This window comes from Paenibacillus sp. (assembly GCF_048976745.1).
GTDB lineage: Bacteria > Bacillota > Bacilli > Paenibacillales > Paenibacillaceae > Paenibacillus.
The window spans coordinates 15,602-32,151 of the sequence record NZ_JBHGUU010000017.1; the positions used below are offsets into that span (position 1 = coordinate 15,602).

General features: G+C 44.3%; 18 protein-coding genes. 13 read left to right on the plus strand and 5 right to left on the minus strand.

What is annotated here, in order from left to right; all coding sequences use genetic code 11:
• Nucleotides 1–65 precede the first annotated feature (65 nt).
• Nucleotides 66–599: an MOSC domain-containing protein gene (locus ACE3K2_RS22350; protein ID WP_421895193.1), complete on the plus strand. Its 534-nt coding sequence runs from the start codon at nucleotides 66–68 to the stop codon at nucleotides 597–599.
• A gap of 15 nt (nucleotides 600–614) precedes the next feature.
• Here ACE3K2_RS22350 and ACE3K2_RS22355 read toward each other — a convergent pair whose 3' ends face one another.
• Entirely contained in the window at nucleotides 615–1,454 is an 840-nt protein-coding gene (locus tag ACE3K2_RS22355; protein WP_421895196.1) for an AraC family transcriptional regulator, read from the minus strand.
• A 228-nt stretch (nucleotides 1,455–1,682) separates the two neighbouring features.
• On the opposite strand from ACE3K2_RS22355, the gene ACE3K2_RS22360 reads away from it, so the two are divergent.
• Nucleotides 1,683–2,132: an SRPBCC family protein gene (locus tag ACE3K2_RS22360; protein ID WP_091019847.1), complete on the plus strand. Its 450-nt coding sequence runs from the start codon at nucleotides 1,683–1,685 to the stop codon at nucleotides 2,130–2,132.
• Between the two features lie 176 nt (nucleotides 2,133–2,308).
• A complete protein-coding gene (locus ACE3K2_RS22365; protein ID WP_421895201.1) occupies nucleotides 2,309–3,838 on the plus strand; it encodes a PAS domain-containing protein in 1,530 nt (509 codons plus the stop codon).
• A 141-nt stretch (nucleotides 3,839–3,979) separates the two neighbouring features.
• Here ACE3K2_RS22365 and pyk read toward each other — a convergent pair whose 3' ends face one another.
• Nucleotides 3,980–5,395: a pyruvate kinase gene (pyk, locus tag ACE3K2_RS22370; protein ID WP_062838171.1), complete on the minus strand. Its 1,416-nt coding sequence runs from the start codon at nucleotides 5,393–5,395 to the stop codon at nucleotides 3,980–3,982.
• 112 nt (nucleotides 5,396–5,507) lie between these two features.
• Between pyk and ACE3K2_RS22375 the strand changes: the two genes are divergently transcribed.
• Entirely contained in the window at nucleotides 5,508–6,287 is a 780-nt protein-coding gene (locus ACE3K2_RS22375) for an AraC family transcriptional regulator (RefSeq protein ID WP_338590109.1), read from the plus strand.
• A gap of 134 nt (nucleotides 6,288–6,421) precedes the next feature.
• Here the strand turns inward: ACE3K2_RS22375 and ACE3K2_RS22380 are convergent, their stop codons facing one another.
• Nucleotides 6,422–7,093: a phosphatase PAP2 family protein gene (locus tag ACE3K2_RS22380; RefSeq protein ID WP_421895205.1), complete on the minus strand. Its 672-nt coding sequence runs from the start codon at nucleotides 7,091–7,093 to the stop codon at nucleotides 6,422–6,424.
• Between the two features lie 305 nt (nucleotides 7,094–7,398).
• Here ACE3K2_RS22380 and ACE3K2_RS22385 point away from each other — a divergent pair, with 305 nt between their 5' ends.
• The 4 genes from ACE3K2_RS22385 (at nucleotide 7,399) to ACE3K2_RS22400 (ending at nucleotide 9,577) form a co-directional block, all read left to right on the plus strand.
• Entirely contained in the window at nucleotides 7,399–8,187 is a 789-nt protein-coding gene (locus ACE3K2_RS22385) for a CPBP family intramembrane glutamic endopeptidase (protein WP_421895208.1), read from the plus strand.
• A 141-nt stretch (nucleotides 8,188–8,328) separates the two neighbouring features.
• Nucleotides 8,329–8,565, plus strand: coding sequence for a DUF6953 family protein (locus tag ACE3K2_RS22390; protein WP_421895211.1), 237 nt, complete (start codon nucleotides 8,329–8,331; stop codon nucleotides 8,563–8,565).
• 395 nt (nucleotides 8,566–8,960) lie between these two features.
• Nucleotides 8,961–9,161 carry a cold-shock protein gene (locus tag ACE3K2_RS22395; protein ID WP_024633772.1) on the plus strand — a complete coding sequence of 67 codons (201 nt, stop codon included), beginning with the start codon at nucleotides 8,961–8,963 and terminating at the stop codon, nucleotides 9,159–9,161.
• A 188-nt stretch (nucleotides 9,162–9,349) separates the two neighbouring features.
• A complete protein-coding gene (locus ACE3K2_RS22400; protein WP_017691121.1) occupies nucleotides 9,350–9,577 on the plus strand; it encodes a cold-shock protein in 228 nt (75 codons plus the stop codon).
• Between the two features lie 243 nt (nucleotides 9,578–9,820).
• On the opposite strand, the gene ACE3K2_RS22405 is transcribed toward ACE3K2_RS22400, so the two are convergent.
• The gene (locus tag ACE3K2_RS22405; RefSeq protein WP_421895217.1) at nucleotides 9,821–10,159 is read right to left on the minus strand and encodes a hypothetical protein; all 339 of its coding nucleotides are present in this window, start codon (nucleotides 10,157–10,159) and stop codon (nucleotides 9,821–9,823) included.
• Nucleotides 10,160–10,322: 163 nt separating this feature from the next.
• Here ACE3K2_RS22405 and ACE3K2_RS22410 point away from each other — a divergent pair, with 163 nt between their 5' ends.
• Nucleotides 10,323–11,057 carry a class I SAM-dependent methyltransferase gene (locus ACE3K2_RS22410; protein ID WP_421895221.1) on the plus strand — a complete coding sequence of 245 codons (735 nt, stop codon included), beginning with the start codon at nucleotides 10,323–10,325 and terminating at the stop codon, nucleotides 11,055–11,057.
• Nucleotides 11,058–11,116: 59 nt separating this feature from the next.
• On the opposite strand, the gene ACE3K2_RS22415 is transcribed toward ACE3K2_RS22410, so the two are convergent.
• Nucleotides 11,117–11,761, minus strand: coding sequence for a GntR family transcriptional regulator (locus ACE3K2_RS22415; RefSeq protein ID WP_421895224.1), 645 nt, complete (start codon nucleotides 11,759–11,761; stop codon nucleotides 11,117–11,119).
• A 328-nt stretch (nucleotides 11,762–12,089) separates the two neighbouring features.
• On the opposite strand from ACE3K2_RS22415, the gene ACE3K2_RS22420 reads away from it, so the two are divergent.
• The 4 genes from ACE3K2_RS22420 (at nucleotide 12,090) to rocF (ending at nucleotide 15,916) form a co-directional block, all read left to right on the plus strand.
• Nucleotides 12,090–12,911 (plus strand): transporter substrate-binding domain-containing protein, encoded by an 822-nt coding sequence (locus tag ACE3K2_RS22420; protein ID WP_421895227.1) that lies wholly within the window; start codon nucleotides 12,090–12,092, stop codon nucleotides 12,909–12,911.
• Between the two features lie 23 nt (nucleotides 12,912–12,934).
• Complete coding sequence (locus tag ACE3K2_RS22425) at nucleotides 12,935–13,591, plus strand: amino acid ABC transporter permease (protein WP_421895230.1); 657 nt, start codon at nucleotides 12,935–12,937, stop codon at nucleotides 13,589–13,591.
• A gap of 137 nt (nucleotides 13,592–13,728) precedes the next feature.
• Complete coding sequence (locus ACE3K2_RS22430; protein WP_421895233.1) at nucleotides 13,729–14,949, plus strand: ornithine--oxo-acid transaminase; 1,221 nt, start codon at nucleotides 13,729–13,731, stop codon at nucleotides 14,947–14,949.
• Nucleotides 14,939–15,916: an arginase gene (rocF, locus tag ACE3K2_RS22435; protein WP_421895236.1), complete on the plus strand. Its 978-nt coding sequence runs from the start codon at nucleotides 14,939–14,941 to the stop codon at nucleotides 15,914–15,916. Before ACE3K2_RS22430 ends, rocF begins: the two co-directional genes overlap by 11 nt.
• The last annotated feature ends 634 nt before the right edge of the window (nucleotides 15,917–16,550 follow it).

Consider the following 16,550-nt stretch of genomic DNA (forward strand, 5'->3'; position numbering starts at 1 on the left):
TCCATTCATTGGGTAATAATGAACAATAGAGAAGTGATAATGATCAGGAAAGGGAGGAGATTACTATGGGAACGGTTCAATTCGTCTTGTTGGCTGATGATCCATCCACATTTTTGACCCGAGTTGTACCTTTTGTCGACATTGAGCTCGCAGGAATTCCGGGTGACCGTCATTATGGTCTGCTACGTCCAGCGGACTCGCGTCAGAAAATCTACAAGCGTGGTACACCGATTGCGAATCGCCGCCAGATCAGTATTGTATCTGAGGAAGAATGTGCGCTTATTGCTGAGAAAATGAATATTCCTGAAGTGCGTCCAGAGTGGCTGGGTGCCAATATGCTGGTCCGTGGCATTGATCGATTGACGGAACTGCCTGCCGGAACGCGGCTTTTATTTCCGAACGGGACGGGTTTAATATGTGAAGGAGAGAACCTTCCCTGTGTACATCCGGGTAAAATGATTGAACAATTCTACGAACAGGACGGTTTGCGCAAAAAATTCGTGCCTGCGGCTCGCAAAAAACGTGGGATTGTGTGCTCGGTCGAACGAGAAGGTGTCATCCATACGGGGGATCCCATAGAAGTCATTCGCCTGTCCTGATTTTCAGGACAGGTTTTAATTGATCAGCCCTCGGCGCTCACCATTCGGATGTCTAGCGTGTAAGTACTCCTCTGGTGTATTGCCAATAATAGACTTGAAATCTCGGATGAAATGGGATTGATCATGATATCCAAGGTCCTGAGATAGCTTGATCAGGTCACATTGAAGACCGCGGTCCATCATTTCTGCAGCATTTTGCAGACGATACAACTTAATTACCGTTTTGGGTCCGATGCCCACATACTGATTGAACAGACGCTGAAGCTTTCGGGTATGCATATTCCAATAGGAAGATAGATCATCCACTCTCAGCATCTCCCGGTTATGTTCAATCTGTTGCACAATATCGTTAACCATTCTCGCTTGAGCATCTTCAGCAGGAAGGTGTGCACATAATAACTGGTCGATGTAACTAGTTTTATCCGCGTCATCCCCCGCCCCAAGAAGCCGGTCTTCCAAGGATTCCTCTGTGACGTCAAGAATATTGGAGACATTCATCGGCTGTCCGTACAATGAAGAGACAGGAACCCGCAGAAAGGGATAAAAACCTCCTGGTTTGAACTTCACGCCAAATACACGACCTTTCCCGCTCACAAGATAGGAGAATGTACGTCCCGATGGTCCGAAGAAAAACGTGTTGTTTCGTTCCACGACCAGATTGACACAGGGGTTAGGCACGACATGTTGGGGATACGGTTCAAGTCCAGTCAGATCCCACGATACGATCCAGTAATGTTTAACAAAAGGCCGAAGTGCTTCGGAAGGAGCATGGCGTGTTAGTTGATATTTATGATCACCTTCATTCAGATTCAGCAGGCCCATACTTGGTCTGTCTCCATGTTCTACCTGTTTCATCCGAATCATCCCTCCTGTTATTTCATTCCAGTTTAGTATATCTGATCTTCTGAGAAAGCACTATATGGGCGTAACCTGTATGGATCAGGGTATACCATTCCTGAAAACATAAAGAGCTTATATTTTACCTGTTGTCGCGTTTTTACAATACGGCCTTTGGGGTATAACGATAGGATAGGGGTGCGAGGTTGGCAGATCGCTTATCCAATACATAAAGGGAGTGAGTCCATGGAACTGAAATATGAATTCTATATCAATGCAGGACTGGAAGAGGTGTGGAATGCTCTAATATCACCAGACGGCACACGGAACAGCTTTTTCGGCAGCGAACTTCGCACCAATTTCCAACCAGGCCAGCCGTTTGCTTATGTAGGGCCAGGTAATGATGGTGCGGAGACTGTCCATGTGTATGGAGATATATTGGAATTTGAACCATTGTCCAGACTTAGTTATCAGGAGCATCCCGGACCGTCATATCATGCCAATCATGCCGAGCTTCAATCCAGAGTGGTCTTCCAGTTGGAGACTGTGGGGGAGTGTACGAAGCTGACACTGATTAATGATCAATTTACAGATAACCATCCTTCCTTTGCGAATGCACAGAGTAGCTGGTGGATGATTCTAAGCAGCATCAAAACATGGGTGGAAACGGGAAAAACATTGAATTTTGGCTGGTAGCTGGTAGGAGGCAATTTTTAAGAATTAATATCATAGAAAATAAAGGTTTTAAACAAGAACCAATGCTGATTCAGCACGGGTTCTTGTTTTTTTATACATAATTAAGACTATTGCTCTACATTTAGTGTCTGATAATGTCGAAATATATATCATATGACCTAAGAGGAGAAATGAAGATGTTTCGTAAACGTACTGAATCTACAAAACACATTGGTGTAGACGCGCATCAGAAGTTACTGGAATATAGTCGTAAACTCGTAGCAAATGCAGAAAAGGGCGATTATGACGCCTGGATTGAAGATGGCCTTGAATTTCAGGATACCGATGAAATAGCTAGTAACATCAAAAAAGCAGTACATATGATGAAAGCACAGAACGAAGCCGTGGAAATGCGTCTTAGAATGCTGAATCAGGCAATGAATGTGGGATTGTGGGAATCTGAAATTGTTGCCGGTGATCCACTGGATAACAATAATGTTGTGGCATTTTCGAATGAATTCCGCCAAATGTTAGGATTCCATAATGCCAAGGATTATCCCGATTCATTTGCAAGCTGGGCCAAATCGATATACCCGGATGACAGACCTCAGCTGGTGCAAGAGATAATGAACCATGTGAATGACACTGAAGCAACGACTGCGTATAACGTTATCAGCCGTATGATTACCAAAAGTGGAGAAATTCGCTGGTTCCGATGCCTTGGACATGTCATTCGAAATCAGGCTGGAGTCCCGATCAAACTGCTGGGCATCATGTTTGACATTCATGAGGAGAAGAGCAAGTCGGATGAGCTAGAAGCACTCGTGACACGATATGATCTTGTTAACCGCGCCTTGGTGGAGGCACCATGGGATATGACCGTTGTGGCTGGAGATGTGGTTAATCCAAATAACGAATTTTGGTGGTCACCCCAGTTCCGTAGAGAATTAGGGTTCAAAGACGAGCAGGATTTCCCGAATGTGTTCAGCAGCTGGAGCAGCCGACTTCACCCGGAGGACCATGATCGGACGATCAACGAATTCGCCAGACATATGAACGATTACAGTGGTCGCACACCATACGATCTGGATTATCGTCTGCAACGCAAAGACGGGGAGTATCGGTGGTATCACGCGGGTGGGGAGACGATCAGGGATCAGGATGGAGTACCGCTCCGTGTAGCTGGAACCATTCGAGATGTAACCCATGAGAAAAATAAGGAACAGATCGTGGAAGCCATGAATCTGAAAACAAAACAGTTATCAGAGTCCATTGGCGAGATGGTACGTGGAATCAACTCGATCACCGATCAGGCACAGGATCTGGTTACTGCACAGGAGTTATCTGCCGATGCAGCCATTCAAGTGAAAAGCAGTGCAGATGATACGAAGAATATCACCGTGTTTATTCGAGAGATTGCCAGTCAGACCAATCTGCTGGGGTTGAATGCGGCCATTGAAGCTGCACGTGCGGGAGAGCTGGGACTGGGATTTGGCGTCGTTGCGGGTGAAGTTCGGAAACTGGCTGATCACAGTTCAGAGGCCACCGTAAATATCGAAGATAGCATGCAGAAGATGAAAACACTGATTGATCAGATTCTCGAACATATCGGTAATATGTCCACGTTAACGCAAAATCAGGCTGCCCTGACACAGCAGGTGAATGCTTCAATGGATGAGATCAACACCATGTCACAGGATCTGGTTGATTACTCACGGAATCTATAATTTCGAATTCTTTTGTTGTCACATCAAGATCATTGCTCACATATCTAATACAAAAATCCACCGGGATGCAGTTCTGCTCTCGGTGGATTTTTGTATTTCTATCTATATCTAAGATCTATAGCTTCAGTTTCAGCTATTGAATTAGACTTGTTGAACTTTGATCAGGTTCGTATTACCGGATTGACCGATTGGGACACCTGCGGACAATACAATGATGTCACCTTTTTCGATGTAACCTGTTTTGATTGCGTTACGTGTAGCAGACTCGAACATTTCATCCGTAGTGGTTACTTTGTCGCCCATAACCGGGATGACACCGGAGAGCAGGCAGATTTTCGCCAATACTTCTTCATGTTGTGTAACTGCAATGATTGGCGCTTTTGGACGATATTTGGAGATCATGCGTGCTGTGAATCCACTCTCAGTCGAAGTGATGATTGCTTTTGCATTCAGTACGAGGGAAGAACTTACTGCGCCCTGACTGATAACTTCAGTAATATCAGCGATCTGTTGAGCCGATTTTTGTGCGAATTGCTCTTTGTAATCGATCATCGTTTCAGCACGACGAGCAACAGCAGCCATCGTACGTACGGATTGTACTGGATATTTACCAGCAGCTGATTCACCAGACAACATCACAACGTCAGCACCTTGAAGTACAGCGTTAGCTACGTCACTTACCTCGGAACGAGTAGGACGCGGGTTCACTTGCATGGACTCCAGCATGTGTGTAGCTACGATAACCGGTTTACCAGCGCGGTTACATTTATCAATCATTTCTTTTTGCATCATTGGTACATCTTCGATGGGTACTTCAACCCCGAGATCTCCACGAGCTACCATGATGCCGTCAGATGCTTCAATAATATCGTCCAGGTTTGTCATACCTTCCTGGTTTTCAATTTTGGAGATGATCTGTACGTGGTCTACACCGCGTTCTTTCAAAATGCTGCGGATTTCACGGATGTCGTCGCCTTTACGAACAAAGGATGCCGCGATAATTTCGATATCGTTTTCGATCCCAAATCCGATGTGCATAACGTCACGCTCGGTTACACCTGGCAATGTCGTTTTGATTCCTGGCAAGTTAACTCCTTTGCGTGGTTTCAGAATGCCGCCACTGATGATTTTACAATGGATATCGGATCCTTCCACAGACAGTACAGTCAGATCCACAAGGCCATCATCGATGAGGATACGATCGCCAGGTTTCACAACGAGGTTCAGTTCTGGATAGTTTACGGAGATACGCTCAGCGTCACCAAGAATTTCTTCGGTAGTCAGGATCAGCTCTTTACCCGCTTGCAGATGGCAGGATGCTTCTTTCAGTTTACCGATACGTACTTCTGGCCCTTTGATGTCCATCATGATGGGTACGTAGGTGTTCAGTTCGGAAGCTGCTTTGCGGATATTGTTAATCCGTGTCACGTGATCTTCCAGTTCGCCATGAGCCATATTCAGACGAGCAACAGTCATACCTTCCTGAATCATTACTTTCAACAATTCGATTGAGTCACAAGCAGGTCCCATGGTACAAATAATTTTTGTTTTTAACATGCTAATTTCCTCCTCATATTTAAGCTTATATGTGTATTGTAGCGTTTTCTGTCGAATCAGGGTATGAACTATAGTACAATGATTAGAGTATAGTCCGATAATGAGGTGTGTTATGGTCACTCCACTTGAAGTACGACATATTAACGGTGTTGGTTGGTACGAAGAAGCTGTGCAATCTCAAGAAACTTGGCGGCTTAGTTTGGTTACTTATGGAAAATGTGTATATTGGGTGAACGGTGATAAACAGATCATGGAAAAGGGTGAATTGCTTCTCATTCCAGGTGGTGTCCCATATTACGGCAAGAGTATTCCTACAGTAACGCACACACAGATTGTAATTCAATTGCAACGCGACCATACAGAAACTCTCCCTGCACTGGAACGGTATGAGGCATTGCGGCATAAACCTGGATGTTACGAGCTGATCCATCAACGCATGAGCGCTATTTATCAACAATGGCAGGAGCGTCCGTCTTATTATGTCATGATGAGCCAAGCCTTATTGATGGAAGTGTTGATTTATATGAACAGGGAGCTTGATCGTGGAGTCATCCCGCCGGAGAGGCATAATCATGTTGAACGGATGAAGCGGTATATTGAGCGGCATTATCGGGAGAAAGTGACGAAGGAAGAACTCGGGGACGAGATCAATAAGACTCCCAATTATGCTGCTGCATTATTCAAAAGCATGACAAATCAGACCATCAGTCAATATGTCCATGATCAACGGATGAAACGAGCCATATATCTGCTCACTGAGTCACAACTCTCCATCCAGGAAATTGCCGAATTTCTCGGCTACCGGGATCTGTCTTATTTTTACCGCATATTTAAGCGTATAACGGGAAGTCCACCATCCGATCTTCTTCATGAACGGCCACCTATAGTATGAAACGCGTAGTCCAACCCAAATAAAGTTCTTCTATATAAGTAGGTTTAATTAAATGAGTACAAAAAAAGAGGGCCTATGCCCTCTTTTGCTGTATAACAGGATCATCATTCCACCTGTTACATATATAGATGCTGTTAAATATGGCTGCTTGGATTAGATGCTGTGAGTGGTTGCTTGCCTTTTTTTCGTGCCTGCCCCAGACGAAGAGCAAACACATGTACAGTCCAATAAGCGGCCTCAGCAAACAAAATGCCTCCGGCGATGTCCAGCAAGGAATGCTGTTTTACAAAAACAGTCGAAGCAATAATCAACCACAGCCATACTGACCACGAAATCCGTGCCAACGGTTTAAAGTTCAAGTGTCTGTTGATCACAATAAACAGCAAGTAGCTGGTCAGAACGTGAACACTTGGGAAACAATTGAAGGGCGCATCATTCGAATAGATAAACTGTACTAACACGCTGCTGAGATCAGTTCCGCCAATTGCCGGTCGTGGCACATGAGTAGGGAACACAGCAAAGCAGACATTGGCAGCCATCACACCAATATTATAGGTAATCAGCGTACGCCAGAATAGCGACTTGTTCGTCAGACCCAAATAGAGAAATCCAAGATACAGAATGGGCATCCAGCTAATGTACGGATAAATAAATTCTTTGATAAAAGGAATCTGTGTGTCAATCCAAGCATAATTGTAGAACACATCACTTCCGGTGTTGCTGCCTAAGAAAACGTAAATGGAGCCTTGAAGCGGTATGCACAGAATAGCCAGTAAATGTCCCCAGCGCTGAAAGAATGCTTTCATAGTATCCCCCTGATTTCATTATGCATTGTGAAACTATCGTTAATTGATACTTCATTGATATATGACGTTGAAGAGTGGTTGCACCCCTGCAGCTTTGAACTCTTGTAATACTATAATGGACAGGGCAAGGTGTAAGCCATACCTGATTTTAGGGGAAAAGCAGTCAGGATAAGTCTCTTTTTTGTTACTTTTATAGTTTTATCCATAATAGGGATATTCATTATACTGATGATGTGATACAACTATATTGGCATATAAGTTCATATGACAACGAAAATTATAAATGAGACGAGGTGGGTTAATGTATGATTAAACGACAATCCAAGATAAAACATTCCTTTTCTGAGCGTAGACCTGTACTCTCCGTTGTGATTATTGAGCTACTTCTCTTGTTAGCTGTATTTGCTGCAGGGGCGATTGCGACGATAAAACAACTGGACTACACTTCCCCTGTACTCATCTCCTTTACACCCATCGCAATTGTTTTGATCATCTATTTGACGTTAAGACGCAAGTGGGGAGAGACTGGATTCCGGTCCTTGCGAAGTATCCCGGCTGGTCATGCAAAGTATTATATTCCGCTACTCCTTGTACTGGGTACACTCGCCCTGAAAGGATTTGGGGAGCTGAGCTTGTCCAGGGTAACCTTTTTTGTTTTCTTCACCTTGCTTGTGGCTTTTGTTGAGGAAACGATCTATCGGGGGCTTATTTTCAAGACCTTACTTCAAAAGAGTGCAGTAACCGCAGTTGTGACCTCCAGCATCTTGTTTTCAATTACACATCTGCTGAATGCATTGTCTGGTCAGAATATGACGGATACGATCATGCAATTGGTCTATGCGCTGCTTCTGGGAGCGGCACTGGCGTTATTAATGCTGAAGAACGGAAATATCATCCCGCTTGTTTTGTTCCATTTCATACATAATCTGATTCAATTTCTAGGGAATGATCTGGAGGACACGGGTACACTTCCTTACGATCTGTTTATATTGGCAGTACTGATTGCATACTGTGCATGGTTAGTCTGGAGCAATCGCACCAATTCGTCTATTCCTTCCCATGCGAGTGAGCAGGCCAATACAGTTGTTCATTAAGGGAATTGCTTGGAAGTAGCTATCATACAGTTTCCCGTCAGCAGTGGGATCGTGGTATACTTCAGTCTGGCGGGAAGACAGATATGTGCATGATACGAGGTCTGCCTATCCGTACATCAGATTCAGACAGTAGGTGATATAGTGGATAAGACAGCACAAGGCGTAGCAGAATGGATGGTACAGGAGATTAAATTCACAGGAACACTTCATCAGGAAGCAGCCATAGAATATGTGAAGACCCATTTTGGTGAAGAGTTTGTTTTTGTGAACGAGAATGGCAATACATCATTGTCCAAGGAAGTGAAGAAAGCTTTTCGTAAGCTTCATGGTGGGCAGATCGCCTGGGATCGGGATGCATTTATGTGGGCATGGACATAATGTGTTATACTGTAGTGAGATGATTCATTGGTTGTGTTGGATATGCATGTCAGAATATTATATAAAAAATGTATAAGATGGATTAGATCTGCATATCCTTTCATAAGACCACACGCAAGCGAATGGGCACATAAGTGTGATAAACCCTGTCCCTGCGCGAGTTAATAACATGTATTTCCAAAGCTGTTTGAAAAGAAAATACAAAGATTTGCTTTTTGGGTGAAATGGAGTTATAATAAAAACAAGTTGTAGAGAGTGGAAAACCTAATTCATATATTGTAAAGGGCGATCACTTATAGGTTTATGACTGGTACCTTTTTCAATGTGTGAATTTTTATTTGCTTGCTGCAAAGAACAAAGGAACATGTTAATCTTTATTTGGAGGTGTAATTCACATGCAAAACGGAACAGTAAAATGGTTCAACGCTGATAAAGGCTTCGGTTTCATCGAAGTTGAAGGCGGAGAAGATGTATTCGTACACTTCAGCGCTATTACAGGCGAAGGCTTCAAAACGCTGGACGAAGGTCAACGCGTGCAATTTAAAATTGTACAAGGAAACCGTGGTCCTCAAGCAGAAGAAGTTGTAAAACTGTAATTAAAGCATAGCTGCCTTTAACATGTTATAATGGTAAAGGCAGCTTCTTTTTTTTGATTAGTTATATAAAAGTCGACCCAATAGTTGTCGAGGCAGGAGTTCCGTGGGACGTAAAACTTCCGCTAAGTGTAGGCTTCTGTGAAATAACGTCGGTTAGATGTTTTTCCATAACAAAGGGGGTAGAAGTCATGTATAATCGCAAAAAACCGTTGGAAGAGATTCCACAAGCTGATGCGGCAATCTGGGAATGTACGAGTGATACGTGCAAAGGATGGATGCGGGACAATTTTGCGTTTGATAACGTACCTACTTGTCCGATATGTGCTTCTGAGATGGTCAGCACGACTAGGATGCTACCATTGCTTGAGAATTCGAATAGTAATCTGAAAACGATGCCTAAAGGAAATCGGATTTAACATAGCTTACCCGCCTCTAACGAGGTGTTTTTTTTTAAAATCAAACAGACACCCTGTACGAAGGTAAGGGTATTAAATATGAAGTTCCCGGCATTCGTTTTAGCGAATGCCTTTTTTTGTATCTTTTTATACAGAAAGTGTAATGCAATTTGACGGGAATCGCATGAAAAAGCAAAGACCCTTTTCGCTATAAGCAAAAGGGTCTTTAATATGACTACAATTTTACCATGATCGGATTTGAGTTTAAATGAACAGGAATGGCAGCAGGAATAGTGTTGCTACCAGGGCCAGTTCGATCCCTGCTCCATAGCCATAACCGCGACCGTATCCGTATGGACCATAGGCCGAAGATTTAACTTTCTTTGATGAAACGGCGTTTTTCTTGCTGCCTTTTACCAGCTGCTGTTTGGACTTGACTGAGCATAGGCGTGGTCCCTCGAAACATCCGTTCAAATAAACTTTGCCATCACGACATTGACTAAGCGTACCATACATATGCTTACCGTCTTTCATAACAATACAAACGGAACGTCCAACGTGCGGAGAAACCGTTTCTTCACATACCGGATTAATTCTGTACATGCAAATCCTCCTCATTAGATGCGGTTGCCGCTTGAATTCAACGGTTTGTATATCATAGTAAATAAAAGAGGATTTGGTATGGACGAGTACCCGGTAAATCGAATAGGGAGGAGCCGTTTTTAAGTTTATCCCATACACTGGAGGAGTGAGGAGGGGATGTCGAGTGGATTATCATGACATGCTGGCTCGGTTAGGGGAAGGGAGTGCCCATCCTGGAGGATTTTTGGCAACGCTGAAGTTGCTGGAGAGTTTATCTCTGCCTGTGGATAGTCATATCCTTGAGATCGGATGTGGCACGGGGAGGACTGCATGTTATCTGGCTAAAAGAGGTTATCAAGTAACAGCCATTGATCTGAATCGCCAGATGCTGGATAAGGCTGTTCGGCGAGCAAGACGAGAACGGTTGGATGTTCGATTTGTTCAGGCTGATGTAGCATCGTTGCCTTTCCCGGAAAATCATTTTGATATGGTATTTGTGGAGTCGGTTACGATTTTTACCCCATGGCGGAGTGCACTTACTGAGTATAGAAGAGTGTTGAAGCCCGGTGGACTTATGGTGGATCGGGAGATGGTTCTATCAGGCCAGAAGACTGAATTGATGTGTCGCAGATTAAAGCAATTTTATGGTATACGAACCCTGGTAACGGCGACAGCGTGGAGAAAACGCCTGAAACAGTGTGGTTTCACCAAGGTAGGGGTCAAGGAACATTCGCGCTCTATAGGAAAATGGGGCGTTGATCATGATCCGCATCGTGAGATCGATATGAATTGGTTTGAGGATGATCGTATGCAGCGAATGAGTCAAACCAATGATCGGTTGCTCGCGAAATACGGCAAAAAGTTGGGGTATGCTGTTTTTGAAGCGAGGGCACCGTTGGAGGTTAAAAAGGAAAAATAGGAAAAAGGCAACTCACACAATAGTGTGGGTCGCCTTTGGTTTGTTTCGGGCAGAACGTGCTACAGCATGTCGTTGTCGATAATCCGCCAGTGGTGTTTTAGCAGGGCTTCCAGTTGTAACTTATCTTTGGCTCGAAAAGCACTTAAAATTTGTCGGTGCTCTTCATTAACTTCGAGCAGTACCTCAGATAGCTTTGGTTTATTATCACTAACATATGACTGCCGGATGAAGCTGTTCTTCAATGTGTTTAACATCTCAATTACTGTGGCGTTACCACATCGCTGAATGTACAGATTATGAAACTGATATTGGTTCTTGTTGTAGGCTGCAAGATCGAGCTGGCTGATATCTTCATCCATTCGGACAACGAGAGTTTCCATTTCCAAAAGTTCAGAGGGTCTGAGATGGTCTGCTGCAAGTGTGGCAGCGAGTGCCTCCAGCACACCGATCGCTTGAGAGAACTCCAGTTTTTTGCCTGCATCAAAAGGAGTGACAATAAATCCCCTGCGTGGGATGTATTGCAGCAGATTGTCTGAAGCCAGCTGGAAAAGGGCCTCCCGAGTTGGTGTGCGACTGATGTCCAGCTTTTTGCATATTTCGGCCTCGTTGATCTTCTGGTTGGGAAGTAACGTCCCGTCCTGAATCTTCTGGGCAATGTAATCGTATACGTGATCTTTCAAGGACCGGTATTTGGGTACCTCCATACCGAATCCTCCTTTCTATGTATAGTGAATGATTAGATGGGCTTGAGGCCGTACTGTGCGCGCCGTTCAGGCGTTTCAAGTTTTTATCATCTTAACACCGAGGGGGGAGTTGGGCAAGCAAACTTCATGTTTCATCCGATGTAAATGCCGTGTCATATATAGCACATTTTATGGAATTAAAGCGTATAATTGTTTAAAAAAATGATTGTGATAAACCAGAATGTTTGTTAGTATTACTTACATATAAGTCCATATATTGTCTAATGTATATTGTATACAAATTTATCATTGTGCTACTCAGTCTAAAAAAAGAATAGGGGTATGCTGTGTGAGAAAAGTATTGTTGCCGATGATGCTGTTGTTAGTGGTTGTAATCATGTCCGCGTGTGGCCAGGAAAAAACGACAGGCACCGGATCAGATGTTACTTCGTCTTCGGGAAGTAGTCCTGCGGAAAAGGAAGTAATTATACTTGGAACCAGTGCGGACTATGCACCCTATGAATTTCATAAGAAAATCGATGGTAAAGATACTATCGTAGGTTTTGACATCGAGATTGCCAAAGCGATCGCGGCTGATCTGGGAGCGGAGCTGAAGATTGAGGACATGGACTTTGATGGCCTTCTTATGGCCCTCGGTACAGATAAGGTTGATTTTGTAATATCGGGCTTAACCCCTACCGAAGAACGAAAGAAGAATGTTGATTTTACGGATATCTACTATTATGCAGAGCAGGCTGTCCTTGTTAGGGAAGGGGAAGATACGGCATTAAAGTCAGTGAATGATCTATCAGGCAAGCAGGTTGGCGTACAAAAAAGTTCCATTCAGGAAGGCATTGCTCAGGAAATAGAGGGAGCCAAGCTCACTTCTCTGGCTAAAATACCTGAACTGATTCTGGAGTTGCAGACGGGGCGCGTAGACGCACTCATCCTGGAGAAGCCGGTGGCTGAACAGTATGTGAAGAACCAAGAGGGACTTGTTGTTGCGGATGTAGAGATTGAACAGGCTGAAGATGAGGGTGGTTCGGCCATCGCAGTGAAGAAGGGCAATCAGAAGCTGCTGAATCAGATCAATACTACATTGGAAAAGCTCAAAACAAATGGAGATATTGAGCGGTTCGTCGTTGAAGCAAATGAGATGCTCGGTGAATAAACCGGACGAGTGAGGGATATGCCGTGAATTTAGATTTTTCCTTTCTATCAGAACATTGGCAGGATTATGTACGAAGTGCATGGGTTACGCTTGAACTTTCCTTCTTCGGCGTTCTGTTTGGGACGTTGCTTGGCGTGATCATGGCATTAATGCGAATATCCCGAATATGGCCCATTAAATTTGTGGCTTCTGCGTATATTGAACTCATTCGAGGAACGCCAATGTTGGTACAGATCCTTATTATTCATTATGGTCTGACGGTTGTAGGTGTGAACTTGCCAGCATTTATGTCTGGGGTGGTCGCTCTGACGATGAATAGCTCGGCTTATATGGCGGAGGTGCTCAGGGCAGGGATTCAAGCGATTGATAAAGGGCAGACAGAGGCTTCGCGCTCCCTTGGCATGACGCATGGTATGACACTTCGTTATATTATACTGCCACAGGCCTTTCGTAACATGCTTCCAGCTATCGGCAATGAATTCATTATTATCATTAAAGATTCTTCGCTTGTCTCTATGATCGGCATAGCCGAGATTATATACACGGCCAGAACAATTCAGGGTGTTACGTTCCAGCCGCTAGCTCCGCTGCTTGTTGCCGCCGGTCTCTACTTTATAATCACATTTACATTGGCCAACTTGCTCTCTCGGTTGGAACGTAAACTGTCTACTTCTCGATAACTATTGATAAAGGATTCGAAGAAAGACCAGGAGTAGGCTACTGTGGAAATAGCGGGATGTAGTCGTAAATGGCGGTGGTATCGCATACATTGATATTGTATTTTGTATACAATATTTTGGAAAGGTGTTGGGTGTGTATGTCAGATTCCAAAATGTTAATCGATTGGTCGGAGCGTTATGCTGCACCTAATTATCATCCACTCCCTATTGTTATTGAAAAGGCGGAAGGGGTATGGGTGGAAGACCCTGAAGGCCGCCGTTATATGGATATGTTAAGTGCATACTCTGCATTGAATCATGGTCACAGACATCCTGTAATCATACAGGCGCTCAAGGATCAGGCAGATCAGGTTACACTGACATCACGGGCGTTCCACAGCAGCTCAGCTTCTCTTTTTTATCAGAAACTCTCACAATTCACGGGCAAATCCAAGATCCTTGCCATGAACACAGGAGCTGAAGCGGTGGAGACTGCGGTAAAGGCGGTACGTAGATGGGCTTATCGTTGCAAAGGTGTACCGGAGGATCAAGCCGAAATCATCGTATGCTCTGGTAACTTTCATGGAAGAACTCTGACGGTTACATCCTTTTCTTCTTCAGCGGAGTATAAAAAAGATTTTGGACCGTTCACACCTGGATTCCGGATTATTCCCTATGGAGATATTGAAGCGCTGAAAAGGGCCATTACGCCAAATACGGCTGGTTTTCTTGTAGAGCCTATTCAGGGCGAAGCTGGGATCGTTATCCCGCCTGATGGATATTTGGCTGAGGCCTTTGCTCTGTGTAAGAGCCAGCAGGTGTTGACTGTAGCTGATGAGATCCAGACCGGATTTGGAAGAACGGGCCGCCGTTTTGCCTCCGACTGGGAAGGGGTTGAACCAGATATCTGGATTATGGGCAAAGCGCTGGGGGGAGGGGTCATGCCCATCTCGGCTATTGCTGCTGATGCGGAGATACTGGATTTGTTTGAGCCCGGGTCTCATGGTTCTACATTTGGGGGTAACCCACTCGCCTGCGCCGTAGCCATAGCGGCTCTGAAAGTTCTTGAAGATGAGAAACTCGCAGAGCGATCGGAGCATTTGGGGAACTATTTTATGAAACGACTTCGAGATATTCGCAGTTCAGCCATACGAGATATTCGGGGGAAAGGCTTATTTATTGGTGTTGAATTGCATGAAGCAGCCCGTCCTTATTGTGAGCGTTTGATGTCTGCTGGTTTGCTGTGCAAAGAAACCCATGAGACGACCATTCGATTTGCTCCGCCACTGACGATTAAAGAGTCCGAGATTGGCTGGGCACTGGAGAGAATAGAGCAGGTTCTGATGAACATTGAGGGAGCTGACCCACATGAAAAATGATGATGCTATCCATGGTGGAATAAAAGACACTACTATTAATCCAAGTATTAATACAAGTCAAACATCTGTGCGGCGTAATATTGCCATCCTAAAGGTACCTTTCGGACTCGGTGGAGCAAGAGGTGGAGCGGAGTTGGGGCCGGATGAATTGATTACAGCTGGACTAAAGCGGGAGATCGCGAGTCTTGGGCTAATCCTCTCCAAAGAAGTGCGGATAGATTGTCCTTCTGAACCTGCTGCCCCTACTGTGCGTAATCGTGTAAAACACTTAAATGAGGTACGCCAAGTCAGCGAGAAGGTGTGTCATGAAGTATCGGCGGCGGTAGAAGAGGGGGCCTTTCCACTTGTGCTTGGGGGAGATCATAGTGTAGCGATTGGTACTTTTGCCGGGCTAACTGCGCATTATTCGAATTTGGGCGTGATCTGGTTTGATGCGCATGCAGACTTGAATACGGAAGAACGCAGCTTATCCGGTAATATGCATGGGATGAGTGTGGCTGCATCCTTGGGGCATACTGCGTACAATCTGTCGCACATTGCTGGAGCAGGCGCGTTTATTGATCCGTCCAACTTGGTCTATATTGGTCTGCGCGACCTGGATGAATATGAGAAAGAGCAGATTAAGAGACTGGGAATCCGAGCATTTACGATGCATGATATTGACCGTATGGGAATACAGCAAGTTATTGAACAAGCAATAGCTACAGCGGGAAAAGGGACAGATGGTATTCACGTTAGTTTTGATATGGATTGTTTGGATCCGCGCGAAGCTCCGGGTGTAGGCACCCCGGTTCCGGGTGGTTTGAATTACCGAGAGGCGCATTATGCATTGGAGATACTTGCTTCGACTAATCAAGTTACGTCGATGGAACTGGTTGAGGTGAATCCGTTGTTTGACCATAATAGACATACAGCACGACTGGGTGTGGAACTGATCGCTTCTCTGCTTGGAAAGCGCATATTGTAATTACTGAGAAGTATAGCGAAATGTGTAAGCCATGCGTTAAGGAATGACTTTCTTATTTATATAGAAGGAAAGAAAAGTGAGATCGGCGAAAACCAGGGCTAGTCACAATCATTGTTCACGGCAATCGCAGTGGAAGTGGCTTCCCTGGTTATGTTTAATGAATGAGTACATTAGAAGCAGCCTAATGAGGATGTTGAGAGTTATCTCTATAGTACAGGTGCGTCAAATTACATATGGTGCCGATGTTGTGGGTGATTATCATTTTTCAAAAAAAGGCTTGCAATCAAAATGTGTACATGGTATATTCTAATTCCGGCCAAGAAAACACAGTTTACACGGTGCGGCAAGCAAATCAAAAATAAGCTTCGAAAGAAACTTAAAAAAAGAACTTGCAAAGTTGGTTCGGACATGATATTATATAAGAGTTGCTGAAGAGAACAACATTAGGTAACGAAACAAGTTTGATCTTTGAAAACTGAACAACGAGTGAGTTAACATTCTGCTTGCAGAATGAACGCGAAAGTTTGAAACAAGCCTTGGCTTGAATCGGCTGGAGCACAAATGAGATTTTTAATCTCGTCAGATTCAAAATGAGCTTATCGCTCTTTTCAATACTTTATTGGAGAGTTTGATC

Coding starts and splice junctions, on each gene's coding strand:
- ACE3K2_RS22385 (WP_421895208.1), top strand. CDS start 7,399: ATGATTAAACGACAATCCAAGATAAAACATTCCTTTTCTGAGCGTAGA.
- ACE3K2_RS22395 (WP_024633772.1), top strand. CDS start 8,961: ATGCAAAACGGAACAGTAAAATGGTTCAACGCTGATAAAGGCTTCGGT.
- rocF (WP_421895236.1), top strand. CDS start 14,939: ATGAAAAATGATGATGCTATCCATGGTGGAATAAAAGACACTACTATT.
- ACE3K2_RS22360 (WP_091019847.1), top strand. CDS start 1,683: ATGGAACTGAAATATGAATTCTATATCAATGCAGGACTGGAAGAGGTG.
- ACE3K2_RS22405 (WP_421895217.1), bottom strand. CDS start 10,159: ATGTACAGAATTAATCCGGTATGTGAAGAAACGGTTTCTCCGCACGTT.
- ACE3K2_RS22365 (WP_421895201.1), top strand. CDS start 2,309: ATGTTTCGTAAACGTACTGAATCTACAAAACACATTGGTGTAGACGCG.
- ACE3K2_RS22350 (WP_421895193.1), top strand. CDS start 66: ATGGGAACGGTTCAATTCGTCTTGTTGGCTGATGATCCATCCACATTT.
- ACE3K2_RS22400 (WP_017691121.1), top strand. CDS start 9,350: ATGTATAATCGCAAAAAACCGTTGGAAGAGATTCCACAAGCTGATGCG.
- ACE3K2_RS22430 (WP_421895233.1), top strand. CDS start 13,729: ATGTCAGATTCCAAAATGTTAATCGATTGGTCGGAGCGTTATGCTGCA.
- ACE3K2_RS22375 (WP_338590109.1), top strand. CDS start 5,508: ATGGTCACTCCACTTGAAGTACGACATATTAACGGTGTTGGTTGGTAC.
- ACE3K2_RS22415 (WP_421895224.1), bottom strand. CDS start 11,761: ATGGAGGTACCCAAATACCGGTCCTTGAAAGATCACGTATACGATTAC.
- ACE3K2_RS22355 (WP_421895196.1), bottom strand. CDS start 1,454: ATGAAACAGGTAGAACATGGAGACAGACCAAGTATGGGCCTGCTGAAT.
- pyk (WP_062838171.1), bottom strand. CDS start 5,395: ATGTTAAAAACAAAAATTATTTGTACCATGGGACCTGCTTGTGACTCA.
- ACE3K2_RS22380 (WP_421895205.1), bottom strand. CDS start 7,093: ATGAAAGCATTCTTTCAGCGCTGGGGACATTTACTGGCTATTCTGTGC.